The organism is Mycobacterium appelbergii (assembly GCF_032883035.1).
Taxonomy (GTDB): domain Bacteria; phylum Actinomycetota; class Actinomycetes; order Mycobacteriales; family Mycobacteriaceae; genus Mycobacterium; species Mycobacterium appelbergii.
In genome coordinates, this window is record NZ_JAMQTH010000002.1 from 355,141 (window position 1) to 371,870 (window position 16,730).

Below are 16,730 nucleotides of genomic sequence, written 5' to 3' on the forward strand. Positions count from 1 at the left end.
TCACGCTGCCGCTACAGTGCATGGCGTGACTTCCCGCACGGCCGCGAGCCCACGGACCCGCAGCGCCAGGACTTTGGCGGTGCTGGCAGCCGCCATGGTTCCGGTGTTCGCTGCATGCTCCAGCGAAGAACCAGCCAACCCCGGTGTTTCTGAGGATGCACCGCCGGCGCCGCAGGACGCGAAGCACGGCGCGTTCTTTCCGCAGTGCGGCGGCGTCACCGATGAGACAGTGAGTCAGCTGACCGAGGTACCGGGTCTGGTCAACACCGCGACCAACTCGTCGGGCTGCCAGTGGCTGCAAGGCGGAGGCATCCTCGGCCCGCACTTCTCGTTCACCTGGTTCCGGGGCAGCCCCATCGGCCGTGAGCGCAAGACCGAGGAACTTTCGCGTACCAGCGTGGAGGACATCAACATCGAGGGACACAGCGGTTTCATCGCGACCGGCGAGGACCTGTTGCAGGGTGGGGTCAACCTGTGCGAGATCGGCATCCAGTTCGAGGACGACTTCATCGAATGGTCGGTCAGTTTCAGCCAGAAGCCCTTCCCGGACCCGTGCGAGGTGGCCAAAGAGCTCACCCGGCAGTCGATTGTGAATTCCAAATGACCGGCCACATGAGTGTGCGTAAGGGTATTGCCGCGGCCGCCGCCGGGCTGGCGGTGCTTGTCGGGCTGACCGGCTGCACGCGCACGGTGGACGGGACCGCCGCCAGAGAAGGCACCGGGGGCGGGCCCAGCAACAACAACTCCGAGCGGGCCTACCCCAACCTGCTCAAAGAGTGCGAGGTGCTGACCGAGGACATCCTGGCCAAGACCGTCGGGGCCGATCCGCTGGACATCCAGAGCACCTTCGTCGGCGCGGTGTGCCGTTGGCAGGCGGCCAACCCCGCAGGCCTGATCGACATCACCCGGTTCTGGTACGAGCAGGGCAGCCTGGACAACGAACGCAAGGTCGCCGAACAGTTGCAGTACCAGATCGAGGACCGCCGGGTACAAGGCGTGCAGTCCATCGTGATGAGACCCAACGGACTCAACGGCGCATGTGGCGTGGCCAGCGATGCCGCGGGCGTGGTCGGTTGGTGGGTGAACCCGCAGGCGCCGGGGATCGATGCCTGCCCGATGGCCATCAAGCTCATGGAACTGACGCTGTCGACCAACGCCTAGCCCTACCGGGGCACGTGGAACGTGACCAGTTCCGCGCTGCCCAGCGCGAGCTGGTCCCACGGGCCGTGGGTGCGCAGCACCACGATCGACGACGTCGGAAACTTCAGCGAAATCCTCTCGGCCGCATCCGCGTTGGCACCGTCTGACAGGCCCAGCGCCACCGCGGACATCGCGGGTTCGTGGCCGATCACCAGCACCGTGTCCGGGGCCTGGTCGAAACGCGGCTCGACGCCGTTGATCTCGGCGATGAGCGTGCCTGGGGTGGCGTCGTAGATTCGTTCGGCGTACTCGACGGGGGCGTCGATCCCGGTTCGCTCGAGGGTCTGACGGGTTCTGACCGCCGTCGAGCACAACACCGCGTCCACCGTGGGAGCGTGTGCGCGGATCCAGTCGCCCGCCAGCGCGGCCTCCCGGATCCCTCGCGGCGCCAACGGCCGGTCATGGTCGGCCACGCCGTCGGGGTAATCCGACTTGGCGTGACGCATCAACAGCAGGGTGCGGGTGCTCATTGGTCAACGGTAGCTACCAGCCGCGTTCGGCGAGCCGGTGTGGTGCCGCGATGTCTTCGACGTTGATGCCGACCATCGCCTCACCCAGACCCCGCGACACCTTGGCCAACACATCAGGATCGTCATAGAACGTGGTGGCCTTGACGATCGCCGCACCCCGCTGCGCGGGATTGCCCGACTTGAAAATCCCAGACCCCACAAACACACCCTCGGCACCGAGCTGCATCATCATCGCCGCATCCGCCGGCGTCGCGATCCCCCCGGCGGTGAACATCGTCACCGGCAACTTCCCGGCCCGCGCCACCTCGGCCACCAACTCATACGGCGCCTGCAACTCCTTGGCCGCCACGAACAACTCGTCCTCACTCAACGAACCCAACCGGCGGATCTCACCGAGAATCGCCCGCATATGAGTGGTCGCATTCGACACATCCCCGGTACCGGCCTCACCCTTGGACCGGATCATCGCCGCCCCCTCGGTGATCCGGCGCAACGCCTCACCCAGATTGGTCGCCCCGCACACGAACGGCACGGTGAACTTCCACTTGTCAATGTGGTTGGCGTAATCAGCCGGGGTCAACACCTCCGACTCGTCGATGTAGTCCACCCCCAGGGACTGCAGGATCTGAGCCTCCACGAAATGGCCGATCCGCGCCTTGGCCATCACCGGGATCGTCACCGCCGAGATGATGCCCTCGATCATGTCCGGATCCGACATCCGCGACACCCCACCCTGGGCCCGGATATCGGCAGGCACCCGCTCCAGGGCCATCACCGCCACCGCACCGGCACCCTCGGCGATCTTGGCCTGCTCGGGGGTGACCACATCCATGATCACGCCACCCTTGAGCATCTCTGCCATTCCACGCTTCACCCGCGCGGTACCAGTTGCGTTGTGACTCATACGGTGTCAGGCTCCAGATTTCGTGTCGGGGCGGTGCGTGGTTCGGTGTGCCCGTGCAGCGTTGCCGGCCGGTTTCGCAGCCGGAAATGGTAGAGAAGCAGACCGCCGATGGTGACCGCTACCAGGAACAGGATTCCCGACCAGGCGTAGTACCAGTGGAACGGCGGTTCGGGGTTGTAGACCTCCCGGCGCGGCCACAGCAGATTGATGGCCATGGCGATGCCCCACCCGATCGCCACCGCATTGACGGCCAATCCCCAGCGGCCCAACGAATACGCGCTGTCGTCGCCGGGCGATTCCTGCAGCGGCCACTCGCCCCGGAGCCGTTGCCGCAACATCGGAATGGTGACGAGCAGGTAGGCGCAGTAGATCAACGCGACACCGACACTGGCGAGCATGAGATAGATCTGCGGCTGGGTCAGCATGACCACCAGGATCAGGATGGCGAGCACGCCCACGGTGATGGAGGCATTGGTGGGCGTACGGCGCGTCGGATGGACGTAGGCGAGCTTGGCGGCCATCGGCGTGCGGTTGTCCCGCGCCATCGCGAACACCATCCGGATGGCCGCCGCTTCCAGGGCGATGACACACACCGTGATCGCCACGGCCACCGAGATGAGGAACAGTTTGCCCAGCGTTCCGCCCAACACGGACAGCACGATGTACTGCAGACCGCCCGTTGAGGTACCGATCGCCGGGTCGGAAAGGTCTGGGGCGGACAGGATGCCGAACAGCAGGATGAGGCCACCGAGGACGAATGAGGCGGTGATCGCCCGGATGATGGCCCGCGGTGCGGTCCGTTTGGGGTCCTTGGTCTCCTCGCCGAGGGTGCTTGCCGTATCGAATCCGTACATGACCCAGGCCGAGGCGATGGCGGCGATGAGGAACACCCCGAAGTAGCCGAAGGAGTGGTCGGCGCCCAGGCCGTGGGTCTGCAGCAGTTCACCGGGACCCCGCACCACATGCAGGGCCAGGATGATGATCAACAGCACGGCAGCGACGAGTTCGACGAACACTCCGATGCTGTTGATCAGCGTGGCCAGCCGGACACCGAAGGCGTTGACCATGGTGGTGACGGCGATCAGGATGCCCGCGAGCAGTACGCCGTTGAGCGCGAAGTCATGCGGGCCGGTGCCGTCGCCGATGATCTGGAAGCCCGACCAGATCTGGGGCAACGTGACCTGATAGGTCAGTGCCACGGCGGACACCGTGACGATCGACGAGACGGCCATCAGCCAGCCGGCCAGCCAGGCGGAGGTGTGGCCGGACAGCTTCTTCGCCCAGTTGTAGACCGAGCCGGCCACCGGGTAGTGGCTGGCCAGTTCGGCAAAGCACAACGCCACCATCAGCTGGCCGGCGAACACCATCGGCCAGGACCAGGCGTAGGCGGGCCCTCCGGCCCCGAAGCCGAAGTAGAAAAGCCCGAATACGCCGGTGAGTACCGATATGTAGCTGACACCCGCGGCGAAGCTGGCGAACTGGCCGATGCTTCGTTGCAGTGTCTGGGTGTAGCCGTAGGCGTCACCGCCGTCGTTGACTTCGGTCTGTGTGGTCATCGCATTCCTCACTGCATCCCGGCCGGCTCGGACTTCTGCACCAGGGCATCGATCGCCTCGGTCTCCCAATCCCGGATGGCCCCCGGTGTATCGAGCTCCATCGGGTCGGTGCTGAACTGGGGGATGAGCCCGGCGAGCTCCTCCACGATCGCCAACACACAGAACGGGACATGATCGACGCTGTACCCGCCTTCTTGCACCGCAATCAACCGGCCGTCGCACACCTCGTTCGCCACCTCGGAGATCCGGCGCGTCATCCCGCGAAAACCCTCGGTCGTGACACTCATCCGGCCGAGCGGGTCGGCCGCCGACGGATCCTGACCCGCCGAGATCAGGATCAGATCGGGTGCGAAGTCGTGTAGCGCAGGGACGGCGAGCCGGTCGACAGCGCTCAGATAACCGGCGTCGCCCATCCCTGCGGGCAGCGGAATATTCACCGTCGCACCGGATCCCGCTCCCTGGCCGGTGTCGTGCGCCGATCCGCGGCCCGCCGGGTACAGCCCATCCTGGTGCAGGGAGATGTACAGCACCGATCCGTCCTCGTAGAACACGTCCTCGGTACCGTTGCCGTGGTGCACATCCCAGTCCAGGATCGCAACGCGGGAAAGCCCGTGCCTGCGTTGCGCGTGACGGGCGGCGATCGCCACATTGTTGAACAGGCAGAAGCCCATCGCCGTCTCGGCGGAGGCGTGGTGGCCCGGCGGGCGGGCGAGTACGTACGCATTGCGCCCCGCGCCGTCGAGCACCCAGTCGACCGCGGCGACGGTGCCACCCGCCGACAGCAGTGCCGGCTCCCAACTGCCGCGGCCCACGCGTGCCTCCGGTCCGACGAAAACCGGTGTGTCGGACTCGCATCCGAGGCGTATCCGCTCGATGTGATCGTCGGTGTGCACCAGCATCAGCTCGTCTGTGGTGGCTTTCCTGAGCGGAAACCAGTCGAGTTCACGTGCCACGCCGGAGGCTTCGAGCACCGACACCGCCCGAGCCAGCCGCTGTGGGTTCTCGGCGTGGGTCACCTGGAGCCAGGTTCGGACCCGGTCGTCGACGATCATCGACCCGTTGTCGTGGACCAGGCAACGTTCGTCGTACCAGATACCGGTTGACATCTTCGTCCTCCTACCAGTTCACCAAGTCGGTGGTGGTGAGCAGTTCATTACCGCCCTCCAGGACGATGAAATTCTGCTCCGCACCGGCACTTCCGACCCCGGACCAGTGCAGGAACGTCTCGGTGCTGTAGGTTTGGCCCTCGTGGAAGACCGGATCCGACCCGGTCGGGTTCGCGGCCGCCGCGGTGAGCCATGGGTCCTCCCAGAAGAGGCCGACGCCGTGTCCGTAGATCGGCCACATCTTGCCGGGCTGATCCTCCTCGGTGTCCATCGACGCACGCAGTTCATTGCCGAGAGTGGCGATCTCGGAAAACTTGCGGCCCGGCCGGATCTCATTCATCAGCGTGGTGATGATGTAATTGGCGTTCTCGATGAGTTGGCGTTGCCGGGCCGTGCCTTTGCCGCCGACGATGACTGTGCGGCCCGGATCAGACCAGTACCCCTGGAAAACCGGACCGTAGATCCACATGCGCACCATGTCACCCTCTTCGAGCATGACGTTGGGGCTGAAGCCGAGGATCGGATCACCGCAGTGGTTGAACATTGTCGGGCCGCTGGAAACCGGCACCATATGCGGCACGCCACCGTGGCGCATGAGTTCGGCGGTACCGAGGGCGGCGACCTCGGCCTGGGTGACTCCGCCCTTGCTCGCAGCCTGGACCATCACGTCCATGGCCGCGGTGACCTTGACACCGATCTCCCGGTAGCAGTCCAGTTCCAGTGCGCTCTTCTGCTTGCGCACCTCACGCACCAGATCGTCGGCTTCCACGAATTCCACATCGGGCAGTTCGGCCTCCAACAGCCGCGCGTACTTGACCGGCAGAAAGTCGGTGCCGACCATCGCGATTCGCGAAATCGACTTGCTGCGGATGAGTTTCACTACGCCTTGGATCAGGTGCGGCTCCCAGGTCACATTGCTGGCAGGCAGGGGCAGCAACTCGGCCGGAAAATCCGGCTCGTCGACGACCATCTCAGGGAGGTCCTCGGATCCGAGCAGCATCGCCGAGAAGCTGACGCCCATCCACTCGTCGCTGTCGTATTCGTGCCCGGACTGGCTCGAGTAGTAGTTCGACAGGTACAGGATGTCGTTGCAGCGCTCGAACGTGCCCCCGCTGCGCCCCCAGATCAGCGCCCACTCGAAGCCGCGCGTGCGCATGGCGTCGAGCACTCGGCTCCAACGGGTTTCGTATTCGTCCTGGGGAAAGTACATGATTGCTCCTCTGCTTATCGTTGGGCTGGGTAGAGTTCGTCGATCGCTTCGGTGAGAACCCGCTTGTGGGTCTCGACGTCGTCGGCGACATTGGCCGGCGACATCAATGTCATGTTGTGGAACGGCGTGAGCAACACCCCCCGGTTGAGCATGTACAGGTGGAGCAGCTGGTCCTGCTCGAAATCGCCACCGGCCGCAGCCTCGGATCCGTTGTGTGCGCGTTGTGCACTGAACAGATACTCGACCCGGCAGCCGAGTCGCGTCACATGCCAGGGCAGGTCGTAGGCGTCGATGAGTTCGTTGACGTCGTTCTCCAGGCGAACGGCCAGTTCCGTCATGCCCACGAAGGCCTGCTCGGTCAGCACATTGGCCAGCGTGGCCCGAATCGCCGCCAGTGACAGGGCGTTTCCGGCCAAGGTGCCGCCGACACCGCTGACATCGGAGTCCTCGACGGAAACCTGCCGCTCGATGCGCTCGGCGATGTCCGCGGTGAAACCGTAGGCTGCCGAAGGGACACCACTGCCGATCGACTTACCGATGGTCACGAAGTCCGGCTCCAGGCCGTGGGCTTTGGTGTACCCGCCCGGGCCCGAGCAGATGGTGTGGGTTTCATCGATCACCAGCAACGTGCCGTACCGGCGGGTGAGTTCACGCAACGCATCGTGAAATCCCGGTTCGGGCAGCACGATCCCGATGTTGGTCAGCGCGGGCTCGGCGAGCACCGCGGCGACGTCTCCGCCGGCCAAGGCCCGCTCCAGCGCGTCGATGTCGTTGAACTCCACCACCTGCGTGGTCTCACTGGGCGGCACGGCCGGGCCGATGTTGCCCCGCCGTGGGTGCACCGTGCCGTCGACCAGGGTGGCCAGCGACTCGTCAACGCTGCCGTGATAGCAGTGGTTGAACACCAACACCTTTCGCCGTCCGGTGATCAGCCGGGCCAGCCGCAGCACGAAGCGGTTCGCATCGGTCGCGGTCAGCGCGAACTGCCAGAACGGCACACCGAAGCGGCGGGTCATCTCCTCACCGACCCAGATGGCGTCCTCGGTGGGCAGCATGAACGTGATGCCGTCAGCGGCCCGGTCGGCGATCGCGCCCAGCGATCCGGCCGGAGCGTGCCCGGCCATGGCACCGGTATCGCCGTAACAGAGGTCGACGTATTCATTGCCGTCGACATCGACGAGTCGGGCACCGCGCGCGCTGGCGATGAACGGCGGAAATCCGCCCGGCCACTTGGTCATCCAGTTCATCGGAACCCCGCCGAGCAGCGAACGACGGGCGCGTTCGGCCATTTCCAGTGATTTGGGCCGCTCGCGTGCAAAGCGTGCCTCTTCGCGCTCGCGGATCGTCCGGATCCGGTCGCGGTCCACGACACGTGGTTGCGGTGATCGCGTGGCTTCGACGGTGCGGGCGTGCTCGAGCATGGTCCTCCGGTCTGAGTGGATTGGGTTGAAGCCGGTCGTCGTCCTGCGGTTCGACCGTGGCGACGCCGTGCCTACGTATCGATCATGTGCTTCGGCTCACCGGGTATCCAGATCCCAACTGTCTGGACTCCGCCGCCGAGTTTTGACAGTTTGTCGGCGGCCCGCTCGACCGGTTCCCTCGCTGGTTCCTGCCGCCGGCTCGGCGGGGCCACGCCCACTAGCTCGTACATTGCCTGCCTGGCCGACGATTTGTCAGAGGGCATCGGGCCTGTCCTTGACAGGTTGGGCCCACTTCCCACAGATTCAGTGGGATGAGTGATCATCTCGGTGTCACGGTCTGGACGGTGCTGCACCTGCCCGCACTGCAGCGTGGCGCACCACAGATTCTGGCCGGTGACGACCCGGCCCTGGACCGGCCCGTGCGGTGGGTGCATGCGGGCGAGGTGCCCAACATCGCCAGCTTGTTGAAGGGTCGTGAACTTTTGCTGACGACCGGTATGGGGATGGACCGGAGCCCCGACGGGTTACGCCAGTTCATCGACGACCTCAGCAACAGCGATGTCGCGGGACTCGCGATCGAACTCGGCAGGGTCTTCGATAGTTTGCCGCAGGAACTGATCGAGCAGGCCCGGCTACGGAACATGCCGCTGATCGCGCTGCACCGTGAGTTGCCTTTCGTGGAGGTCACCGAGGCGGCGCATCAGGAGATCATGAGCCACCAGGTGCGGCTGATGGAACAAGGCAACGAATTCCACCGCCGTTTCACCGAATTGATGTTGAACGGAGCCGGGGTGGCCCAGATCCTGGAAGCGCTGTCGGAGGCCATCGGCAATCCCGTGGTGCTCGAAAATGCTCGTACGGGCGGGATTTCACATGTCAGTTATTGCAGCAGCGACACCATTGTGTTGGCGGCGTGGGAATCGTTCCGGCGCGGAAGCCATGTCGAGTTCGAAACCATCAGACGAACCATCCCCGGAAGCACCGGAGAAGTCTGGGGAACGTTGACCGCGATCGGGTTGGATTCCCCGCTTGCCGAACTCGACGCGGTCGCCACCGACCGGGCCGTCGGTTTGCTGGCGTTGGGATTGCGGCAGCAGCAGGCCGAGACCGTCCTCGCGCTTCGCGAACGCGGCGATTTCCTGCAGCGGGTCATCACCCGCGACATCGACGATGCCGAGGCCAGCATCCGGCTGGCGGCGATGGGTTTCCCGCGCCGCATGGGCCCGGTGCTGCCGATCGCCATCGCGCATGCCTCGTCGGCGAACCCGCTGGCCGGTGAGGAGGCGGCCTGGGCGCTGGTGTGGCGAGACGTCCGCAAGACGGTCGGCCGGCGCGGACGGCCCATGGTCGTGGGCGCACGCGGTGACGGCGGGCTCACGGTGGCGCTGGTGGCCATCGACGAGACCAGCTCGCGGACCGAGGAAGCAGACTTCATCGCCGAAACCGTGGAGCGGTTCGCCAAACAGCGGTTCGGGGCGTCGGGGCTTGCCGTGATCGCGGTCGGCCGAATCGCCCGCACCTGGAGCCAGGTGCGCCACAGTCTGGCCGAGACCGAGGACACCGCGTTGGCCGCGGCGCACGGGCCGAAGAGGCCGTGGCACGATGCCGCACGTGCCGATGTGGACCGGCTGCTGTGGGCGATGCGCGACCATTCCGCGCTCCGCTCGTTCGTCAGGACGAGCCTGGATCCCTTGATCGAGCATGATCAGGCGCACGGCACCCAGCTCATCGCAACGCTACGTGCGATATGCGACAACCCCGGTCAGAAGAGTGAGACCGCCCGGCAGTTGCACGTCGAACGGCAGACGTTGTACTACCGTCTGGCCCGGATCGAGTCGTTGCTCGGCGTCGACCTCTCCGACGGAGGACAGATCTCCGCCCTGCACCTGGCCCTGCGCGCCCGCGACTACGTCAGGAACGAGGTGGTTGAAGCCTCGGCGAGCTGACGCCCTGCGCACGCGCCGACGCAGGTCCACAGACTTGTCGGTACCCGGCCATACACTCGCCTTGCCTGATAACGAACCGGATGGAGAGGACGGGCCCGAGATGCGTTTCCTGCACACTGCCGACTGGCAGCTCGGCATGACCCGCCACTTCCTCAATGGTGAGGCGCAGCCCCGGTATTCGGCCGCCCGCCGGGATGCGGTGGCCGGCCTGGCCGCGGTGGCCGACCGGACCGGGGCGGAGTTCATCGTGGTGGCAGGCGACGTGTTCGAGCACAATCAGCTGGCCCCGCGTGACGTCAGCCAGTCGCTGGAGGCGATGCGGGCGATCGGGATCCCGGTGTACCTGTTGCCCGGCAATCACGATCCGCTCGATGCGTCGTCGGTGTACACCAGCGCGCTGTTCACCGCGGAACGGCCGGCCAACGTGACGGTGCTGGACCGCGCCGGGGTGCACGAGGTCCGGCCCGGCCTGGAGATTGTCGCTGCGCCGTGGCGCTCGAAAGCACCGACCACCGACCTTCTCGGCGAGGTGCTGGCCGAGCTGCCTGCCGACGGAGTCACCCGCATCGTCGTCGGCCACGGCGGGGTGGACCTACTGGACCCGGACAAGGACAAGCCCTCGGTGATCCGGCTCGCGGCCGTGGAGTCGGCGCTCACGCGCGGCGCTGTGCACTATGTCGCGTTGGGCGACAAGCACTCTCGCACCGAGGTCGGGTCCACCGGCCGGGTCTGGTACTCCGGCTCACCGGAGGTCACCAACTACGACGACATCGAATCCGACCCCGGTCACATACTGCTGGTGGACATCGACGAAGACGATCCGGCCCGCGAGGTGCGGGTCAGTGCCGAGCGGGTGGGCCGCTGGCGCTTTGTGACCTTGCGCCGCAGCGTCGACACCGACCGCGACGTGGCCGACCTGGACATCAATCTGGATCTGATGGGCGACAAGGACCGCACGGTGGTCCGGCTGGCACTGACCGGGTCGCTGACCGTCACCGACAAGGCTGCCCTCGACGCCTGCCTGGACAAGTACGCGCGGCTGTTCGCCGCGCTCACCACATGGGAGCGGCACACCGACATCGCCGTGCTCCCCGCGGACGGTGAATTCGACGACCTGGGCATCGGCGGGTTCGCCGCGGCCGCGGTGGACGAGTTGGTGGCCACCGCGCGATCCGACGCGGACACTGCTGACGACGCCAGGGCCGCGCTGGGTCTGTTGCTGCGCCTGGTGGACAAGGCGAGTGTGGACAAGGCGAATGTGGACAAGGGGAGTGCAGCGTGAAACTGCACCGGCTCGTGCTGACCAATTACCGCGGCATCACCCATCGGGAGATCGAGTTTCCCGATCAGGGCGTGGTCGTGGTCAGCGGGGCCAACGAGATCGGAAAGTCGTCGATGCTCGAGGCGCTCGATCTGCTGATCGAGGCCAAGGACCGCTCGACGAAGAAAGAAGTCAAGCAGGTCAAGCCCACCCACGCCGATGTCGGGGCCGAGGTCACTGCCGAGATATCCACCGGCCCTTACCGGTTCGTGTATCGCAAGCGGTTCCACAAGCGTGCCGAGACCCAACTGACCGTGCTCGCGCCGCGGCGGGAGCAGCTCAGCGGTGACGAGGCCCACGAGCGGGTGCGCACCATGCTCGAGGAAACTGTGGACACCGCGCTGTGGCAGGCGCAACGGGTGCTGCAGGCGGCCTCCACCGCGCCCGTGGATCTGTCAGGATCCGATGCGCTGGCACGCGCACTGGATGTCGCCGCGGGGGAGGCGGTGGCACTGTCCGGTGAGGAACCGCTGCTGATCGAGCGCATCGAAGAGGAGTACCAGCGCTATTTCACCGCGACGGGCCGGCCGACCGGCCAGTGGGCGGCGGTGATCAAGCGGCTGCGCGCGGCCGATGACGAGGTGGCGCAGCGTGCGGCGGCGGTGGCCGAGGTCGACGAGGCGGTGCGGCGGCACCAGGAATTGAGCGACGAGGTCGCCGGTTTGGCCTGCGAGCGTGAACAGGCCACGCAGCGATTGACCACTGCGCGCGCAGCGGCCGACGCGGTGGCCGCGCTCGTCCAGCGCCTCAGAGAGGCCGAGATGGTCGCCGACGCCGCCCGCCTCGCCCACGATGCCTCGGTGGGGGCGTTGACCGAACGGCGGCGGATGCGCGCCGAGATCGATGAGCGCACCAATACCATCGCCGAGTTGCAGACCGCTCTCACCGCCGCAGTCGAGGCGGCCGAGACCGCGGGGCAGGTGCACGAAGCCGCCGAGGATGACGCCGAAGCCGCCCAGACGGCGGTGCGTGCTCAGGAGGATCGGGTCGAGCAGGCCCGGGTTGCGGTGCAGCGGCTTTCCGACCGCGATGAAGCCGATCGGCTGGATGCGCGCCTGACCAGGATCGACACCGCGGCCCGCGAACTCGGCAATGCCGAGCGGGAACTTGCCCTGATCACGCTGGACGACGCCTCGATGCGTGCCATTGAAACCGCGGCCGTCGCGGTCGAGCGGGCCGCCGGCCAGGCTGAACTGGCCTCGGCCCGAATCGAACTGATCGCCGCGCAGGCACATGACATTCGGGTCGACGATGCCGAGGTGGCGCTGCAGGCCGGGGTGGAATGGAGTGTCAGCACCACCGCGGCCACCGAGATCGACGTGCCGGGTGTCCTGACGGTGCGGGTGGTGCCGGGCACGCCTGCCGCCGAAACCCGGGCCCGGCTCGAGGCGGCCCAGGGCGTGCTCACGTCCGCCCTGGATGCCGCCGGGGTCGATGCCGTCGCTGCGGCGCGTACGCTCGACGCCCGCCGTCGCGATCTCATCGGCACCCGGGACCGGTTGCGTGCCACCGTGGATGCCTTGGTCGGCGACGATCACGTGCCGGGTCTGCGCTCCCGGCTGGATGCCCTGCGGGAGGGGCAGCCCGCCGAGGTCGCGTTGTTCGACCTGGATGGTCCGGCGGACATCGCCACGGCCCGAACCGAACTCGATGCCGCCGTGGCCGCACACCGGCAGACCGTTACGCAGTGCGAGACCAGCCGCAAGGTCGTGGCCGCCGCTGCCCGCCGACTCACCGAGAAGACCACCCGCGTCACCGTGCTGAGCGAGAAGGTGACCGCGGCCCAGGCCGAGCTGACGGTGTGCACCGAACGTCTTGAGACGCAACGTGGCACCGTCGCCGACGACGACCTGGCACTGCGGGCTCAAGCCGACGACGAACAAGCCAAGGCCACCTCCTCACGGGTCGCGGCACTGAAAGTCGAACTGTCCAGTGCAGAACCGGATTCCGTCAGCGCCGAGCTCGACGCCGCGATGCGCGACGCCGGCGCGGTGAGCGCCCGGCACGACACCGCGGTCGAAGGACTGCGGGAGGTCGCCACGCAACTGAGGGTGTACGGCACCGAGGGCCGCAAAGGCCAACTCGATGCCGCCGAGACCGAGCGGGAGCACGCCGAGGCCGAATACCTGCGCATGCACCGCCGCGCCCGCGCGGCAGAGTTGCTGCGGTCGGTGATGGCCCGACACCGCGACGCCACCCGACAGCGCTACGCCGATCCGTTCCGGCTCGAGGTGCAACGACTGGGCCGCCTGGTGTTCGGCGAGGATTTCGAAGTCGATGTCGACAGCGATCTACGGATCTGCACGCGCACCCTCTCCGGCCGGACGGTGCCCTACGAGTCGTTGTCCGGCGGCGCCAAGGAACAGCTGGCCATCGTCGCCCGGTTGGCCGGTGCCACCTTGGTCGCCAAAGAAGATGGTGTGCCGGTGATCATCGACGACGCACTGGGTTTCACCGATGCCGACCGGCTGACCAAGATGGGTGCGGTCTTCGACGCGGTTGCCGGTGACGGGCAGGTGATCGTGCTGACCTGCAGCCCCGACCGCTACGCGAGCGTGGGCGGTGCGCACCATATCGAGCTGACTGCCTAGAACTGGGCGTCAGCCCAGCCGCACGCAGGCCGCGATACCGTCGCCGATGGGCAGGGTGATCGACAGATAATCGTCGGATTCGCCCAGGTAGTTCAGCAGTGCCCCGTGCACATCGTGGCCGAAGTCGAGGTTGACGTCGTCGATCAGGATCAAGGTGCCCGGCTGTAGCCGTGGCTCGAGGACCTTGAGCACGGGTAGCGCCAATTCCGGCCAGCCGTCGAGTAGTACCAGATCCACCGGCCCTGCGATGTCGGCCAGGGTTTCCCGCGCATCCCCGACCCGAAGGTCGATCAGATCCGCAACACCCGCGTCGACGAAGTTGCGTTGCGCGGCGGCGGCTTTGTCGGGTTGCAGTTCGGTGCCGATGACGGTGCCGCCGCCGTTGTCGCGCACAGCGCTGGCCAGGTAGATGGTCGATACCCCGAACGAGGTTCCGTACTCGACGACGGCGCGGGCCCGGACGGCGCGGGCGAGCAGATACAGCAGCTGCCCACCGGTTTCGGACACCGACATGTAGACGTCTTTGAACTGCTCGGCGCGTTGCGCGGCGTCGACGTCGATGGAGAATTCGCCGGCGGCGGCGAACACGGCGGGATCGAGTTCCTGTTCTGCGGTCAGAAGCCGTTGGAGCACAGTAGATACCGATTCGGAATGCAATGTGATGGTCATGGCTCTGACGGTATTCTCGATCTGGATTGTCTTCCAGTGCATGCTTGGTAAGGCATAGTTATCAGGATCGGAATTGATTATGGAACCTCAGCTGGACCTCAACTTGCTGCTTGCGCTGGACGCCCTGCTGGATGAGCGCAGTGTCGGCGGCGCGGCGCAACGCCTGCACACCTCGGCCCCGGCGATGAGCCGCACATTGGCCCGGCTGCGGCGCACCCTCGACGATCCGGTGCTGGTGCGTGCCGGCCGCACGATGGTGCCGACCCCGCGGGCCCTGGCGATGCAGGGCGCGGTGCACGACATCGTGGCCCAAGCCAGGGCCGTGTTCACCCCGCCGGACACCCCCAATCCCGCCTCATTGCAGCGGAGTTTCTCGATTCAGGTCGGCGAGGGCCTGTTCAGTACGATCGGCTCCCGGCTGCTCACCCGAATCCGGACTGAAGCACCCGGTGTCACCGTGAAATTCGTGGGGGAGAGCCACGAAGACACGCAGTCGCTGCGGGACGGCAGTGTCGACATCGAAATCGGCCAGATCCGCCGCACCGAACCGGAGACCCTCATCGAGCACGTACTCGACGAGACCTGGGTGGGTGTGGTGCGCTCCGGTCACCAGCTCGCCGGAAAGCGCGTCACTCTCAAACAGTTCGCCGCCGCCGAGCACCTGGTGTTCTCGCGGCGCGGCCGCCTGCGCGGTCCCCTCGACGACCTACTGGCCGAGCATGGACTACGTCGCCGGGTGGTGGCGTGTGCCCCCAACCCGGCCGGGGGCCTGTTTCTGATCCGCGACAGCGATCTCGTCGGGATGCTGCCTGCCCGTATCGGCGGTGACGCCATCGAAACCTTCGGCTTACAGAGCTTCCCCATTCCGTTGACGTTGCCGCCGCTGCGACTGAGTATGGCGTGGCATCCGCGCCATACCGCTGACGGCGCGCACCGGTGGCTACGAGACTGCGTGCGTGACGCGATGCGGGCCTGACGAATTGACGCTTATTCGTCGCTCGATAGGCTGATGAGATGAGGTCTGCCGCGTTGCGATTGCTGGCCGTTGTGAGTGTCCTGACAGCCATGGTGCTTCTGATGTCGTGCAGCGGTGCGAAGCCCGATGCGCAACCCAGCGCATCGGCGTCGGAAACGCCCGCGATCACCGGTGAGCCGCCCGGTTCGAACGGCAGCGACGTCTCGTTCGCGACCAACATGCTTCAGCACCATCAGCAGTCCATTGATCTGTCGGCGCTGGTTCCCGACCGCTCGGCCAACGCTGACGTGGTCGCGCTGGCACAGAGCATCACAGCCGCGCGCCGACCGGAAATCGAGACGATGAAAGTCTTGCTGGTCCAGTGGAAGGAAAGCCCGGACACTGGGAACGGCGAGAGCAACGACCCAGCGCAGGGCATGATCGACGCCGCCACGGTAGCGCAACTGAAGACCATGAGCGGCCAGGATTTCGACGTTCTGTGGTTACAGTCGATGATTGCTCACGCACAGGGCGCGGTGGCGACGGCGAAAGTTGAGGGCACGAACGGCGACAACGTTGATGCCATCGCGCTGGCGAACCGGACAGTCAAGGAACAACAGGCAGAGATCGCGCAGCTGCAACAGATCCTCGCGGCCGGTGGATAGACGAACCAGTTGGGCGGCTTTCGCTACGGGTGGTTGCGGCGCAACTGGTCGGTAAGATTGTTCAGCGCCTCGAGGGCGGCTCCGACGGCGACCTGAACTTCCATGGTCCGAGAGACGCGTTCGCCGCTGGAGCCATCCGAGGCGGCAAGCCCGGGGATGACGAAATGGCGAAAGCGTCGTCGCACCTCATCCTCCGACCGGTCGATCTCCTCGGCGGCCAGGTAGGTCTGCTCGACAAGGTAGTCGACCATTTCGTCGATCTCGATATCGGTACGTACTTCACCCCTCTGCTGGCCCTCAGTCAGGACAGGTCCGATAGCGTCCACGGCGACCTGATGGACACGGGGATCGTGCACTGTCTCGGAGTGTTGGGCAATGAGTGCCGAGATCGAGGGGTCGGACGGCAGCTCACGGGCGGTGTACACCAGGGCAGCTTCGAGCTTGGCGAAAACACCGGTCTTGGACGCCATGACCGTCTCCACCTCTGCGACGTGCCTGCGGGCGCGAAGGAGAGCGACCTGCACGAGCATCTCCGAGACACTGCCCAGTTGGCGGAACGCGGTGGCGCGCGAAACCCCAGCGATCTTTGCCACGACCTCCATCTGCACTGCGTTGATGCCGCGCGCCGCGATCTCGGCGTCCGCCGCGCGGATCAACCGCTCCTTGACCGTGCCGTCATCACGCGGGTGGAGGTCGACGGCGTTCACGGGGCTGAG

At 66.2% G+C, this 16,730-nt stretch carries 15 protein-coding genes; 7 read left to right on the plus strand and 8 right to left on the minus strand.

Translation table 11 applies throughout. The features are described from left to right. Positions 1-16 precede the first annotated feature (16 nt). Positions 17-604, plus strand: a complete 588-nt coding sequence (locus M1247_RS05970; RefSeq protein ID WP_317155351.1) for a DUF3558 domain-containing protein — start codon at positions 17-19, stop codon at positions 602-604. A gap of 8 nt (positions 605-612) precedes the next feature. Continuing rightward, positions 613-1,161 (plus strand): DUF3558 domain-containing protein, encoded by a 549-nt coding sequence (locus M1247_RS05975; RefSeq protein ID WP_410506818.1) that lies wholly within the window; start codon positions 613-615, stop codon positions 1,159-1,161. 2 nt (positions 1,162-1,163) lie between these two features. Here M1247_RS05975 and M1247_RS05980 read toward each other — a convergent pair whose 3' ends face one another. The 6 genes from M1247_RS05980 to M1247_RS06005 are packed head-to-tail and all read right to left on the minus strand — an operon-like array spanning position 1,164 to position 7,867. After that, positions 1,164-1,670, minus strand: a complete 507-nt coding sequence (locus tag M1247_RS05980; RefSeq protein WP_317155352.1) for a SixA phosphatase family protein — start codon at positions 1,668-1,670, stop codon at positions 1,164-1,166. Positions 1,671-1,683: 13 nt separating this feature from the next. Beyond that, complete coding sequence (gene pdxS, locus M1247_RS05985) at positions 1,684-2,574, minus strand: pyridoxal 5'-phosphate synthase lyase subunit PdxS (protein WP_317155353.1); 891 nt, start codon at positions 2,572-2,574, stop codon at positions 1,684-1,686. Then, positions 2,571-4,130, minus strand: coding sequence for an APC family permease (locus M1247_RS05990; RefSeq protein ID WP_317155354.1), 1,560 nt, complete (start codon positions 4,128-4,130; stop codon positions 2,571-2,573). The genes pdxS and M1247_RS05990 overlap by 4 nt, the downstream gene beginning before the upstream one ends. A gap of 8 nt (positions 4,131-4,138) precedes the next feature. Next, positions 4,139-5,236, minus strand: coding sequence for a class II histone deacetylase (locus M1247_RS05995; protein ID WP_317155355.1), 1,098 nt, complete (start codon positions 5,234-5,236; stop codon positions 4,139-4,141). A gap of 10 nt (positions 5,237-5,246) precedes the next feature. Further along, entirely contained in the window at positions 5,247-6,446 is a 1,200-nt protein-coding gene (locus tag M1247_RS06000; RefSeq protein WP_317155356.1) for a M24 family metallopeptidase, read from the minus strand. Between the two features lie 14 nt (positions 6,447-6,460). Further along, complete coding sequence (locus M1247_RS06005; RefSeq protein ID WP_317155357.1) at positions 6,461-7,867, minus strand: aspartate aminotransferase family protein; 1,407 nt, start codon at positions 7,865-7,867, stop codon at positions 6,461-6,463. 311 nt (positions 7,868-8,178) lie between these two features. Here M1247_RS06005 and M1247_RS06010 point away from each other — a divergent pair, with 311 nt between their 5' ends. The 3 genes from M1247_RS06010 (at position 8,179) to M1247_RS06020 (ending at position 13,725) form a co-directional block, all read left to right on the plus strand. Next, positions 8,179-9,813, plus strand: coding sequence for a PucR family transcriptional regulator (locus M1247_RS06010; protein ID WP_317155358.1), 1,635 nt, complete (start codon positions 8,179-8,181; stop codon positions 9,811-9,813). A 100-nt stretch (positions 9,814-9,913) separates the two neighbouring features. Further along, positions 9,914-11,095, plus strand: coding sequence for a metallophosphoesterase family protein (locus M1247_RS06015; RefSeq protein ID WP_317155618.1), 1,182 nt, complete (start codon positions 9,914-9,916; stop codon positions 11,093-11,095). Then, a complete protein-coding gene (locus tag M1247_RS06020; protein ID WP_317155359.1) occupies positions 11,092-13,725 on the plus strand; it encodes an AAA family ATPase in 2,634 nt (877 codons plus the stop codon). The genes M1247_RS06015 and M1247_RS06020 overlap by 4 nt, the downstream gene beginning before the upstream one ends. A 9-nt stretch (positions 13,726-13,734) precedes the next feature. Here M1247_RS06020 and M1247_RS06025 read toward each other — a convergent pair whose 3' ends face one another. After that, positions 13,735-14,394, minus strand: coding sequence for an O-methyltransferase (locus M1247_RS06025; RefSeq protein WP_317155360.1), 660 nt, complete (start codon positions 14,392-14,394; stop codon positions 13,735-13,737). Between the two features lie 79 nt (positions 14,395-14,473). Here M1247_RS06025 and M1247_RS06030 point away from each other — a divergent pair, with 79 nt between their 5' ends. Continuing rightward, positions 14,474-15,370 (plus strand): LysR family transcriptional regulator, encoded by an 897-nt coding sequence (locus M1247_RS06030; RefSeq protein ID WP_317155361.1) that lies wholly within the window; start codon positions 14,474-14,476, stop codon positions 15,368-15,370. Between the two features lie 38 nt (positions 15,371-15,408). Beyond that, positions 15,409-16,014 carry a DUF305 domain-containing protein gene (locus M1247_RS06035; protein ID WP_317155362.1) on the plus strand — a complete coding sequence of 202 codons (606 nt, stop codon included), beginning with the start codon at positions 15,409-15,411 and terminating at the stop codon, positions 16,012-16,014. A 23-nt stretch (positions 16,015-16,037) separates the two neighbouring features. Here M1247_RS06035 and M1247_RS06040 read toward each other — a convergent pair whose 3' ends face one another. Beyond that, entirely contained in the window at positions 16,038-16,721 is a 684-nt protein-coding gene (locus M1247_RS06040) for a TetR/AcrR family transcriptional regulator (RefSeq protein WP_317155363.1), read from the minus strand. Between the last annotated feature and the right edge of the window lie 9 nt (positions 16,722-16,730).

What these genes read in the sequence shown, in the direction of transcription:
- M1247_RS06000 (WP_317155356.1), bottom strand. Translation starts at nt 6,446, where the DNA reads ATGTACTTTCCCCAGGACGAATACGAAACCCGTTGGAGCCGAGTGCTC.
- M1247_RS06030 (WP_317155361.1), top strand. Translation starts at nt 14,474, where the DNA reads ATGGAACCTCAGCTGGACCTCAACTTGCTGCTTGCGCTGGACGCCCTG.
- M1247_RS06015 (WP_317155618.1), top strand. Translation starts at nt 9,914, where the DNA reads ATGCGTTTCCTGCACACTGCCGACTGGCAGCTCGGCATGACCCGCCAC.
- M1247_RS05980 (WP_317155352.1), bottom strand. Translation starts at nt 1,670, where the DNA reads ATGAGCACCCGCACCCTGCTGTTGATGCGTCACGCCAAGTCGGATTAC.
- M1247_RS06010 (WP_317155358.1), top strand. Translation starts at nt 8,179, where the DNA reads ATGAGTGATCATCTCGGTGTCACGGTCTGGACGGTGCTGCACCTGCCC.
- M1247_RS05975 (WP_410506818.1), top strand. Translation starts at nt 613, where the DNA reads ATGAGTGTGCGTAAGGGTATTGCCGCGGCCGCCGCCGGGCTGGCGGTG.
- pdxS (WP_317155353.1), bottom strand. Translation starts at nt 2,574, where the DNA reads ATGAGTCACAACGCAACTGGTACCGCGCGGGTGAAGCGTGGAATGGCA.
- M1247_RS05995 (WP_317155355.1), bottom strand. Translation starts at nt 5,236, where the DNA reads ATGTCAACCGGTATCTGGTACGACGAACGTTGCCTGGTCCACGACAAC.
- M1247_RS06025 (WP_317155360.1), bottom strand. Translation starts at nt 14,394, where the DNA reads ATGACCATCACATTGCATTCCGAATCGGTATCTACTGTGCTCCAACGG.
- M1247_RS06035 (WP_317155362.1), top strand. Translation starts at nt 15,409, where the DNA reads ATGAGGTCTGCCGCGTTGCGATTGCTGGCCGTTGTGAGTGTCCTGACA.
- M1247_RS06005 (WP_317155357.1), bottom strand. Translation starts at nt 7,867, where the DNA reads ATGCTCGAGCACGCCCGCACCGTCGAAGCCACGCGATCACCGCAACCA.
- M1247_RS05990 (WP_317155354.1), bottom strand. Translation starts at nt 4,130, where the DNA reads ATGACCACACAGACCGAAGTCAACGACGGCGGTGACGCCTACGGCTAC.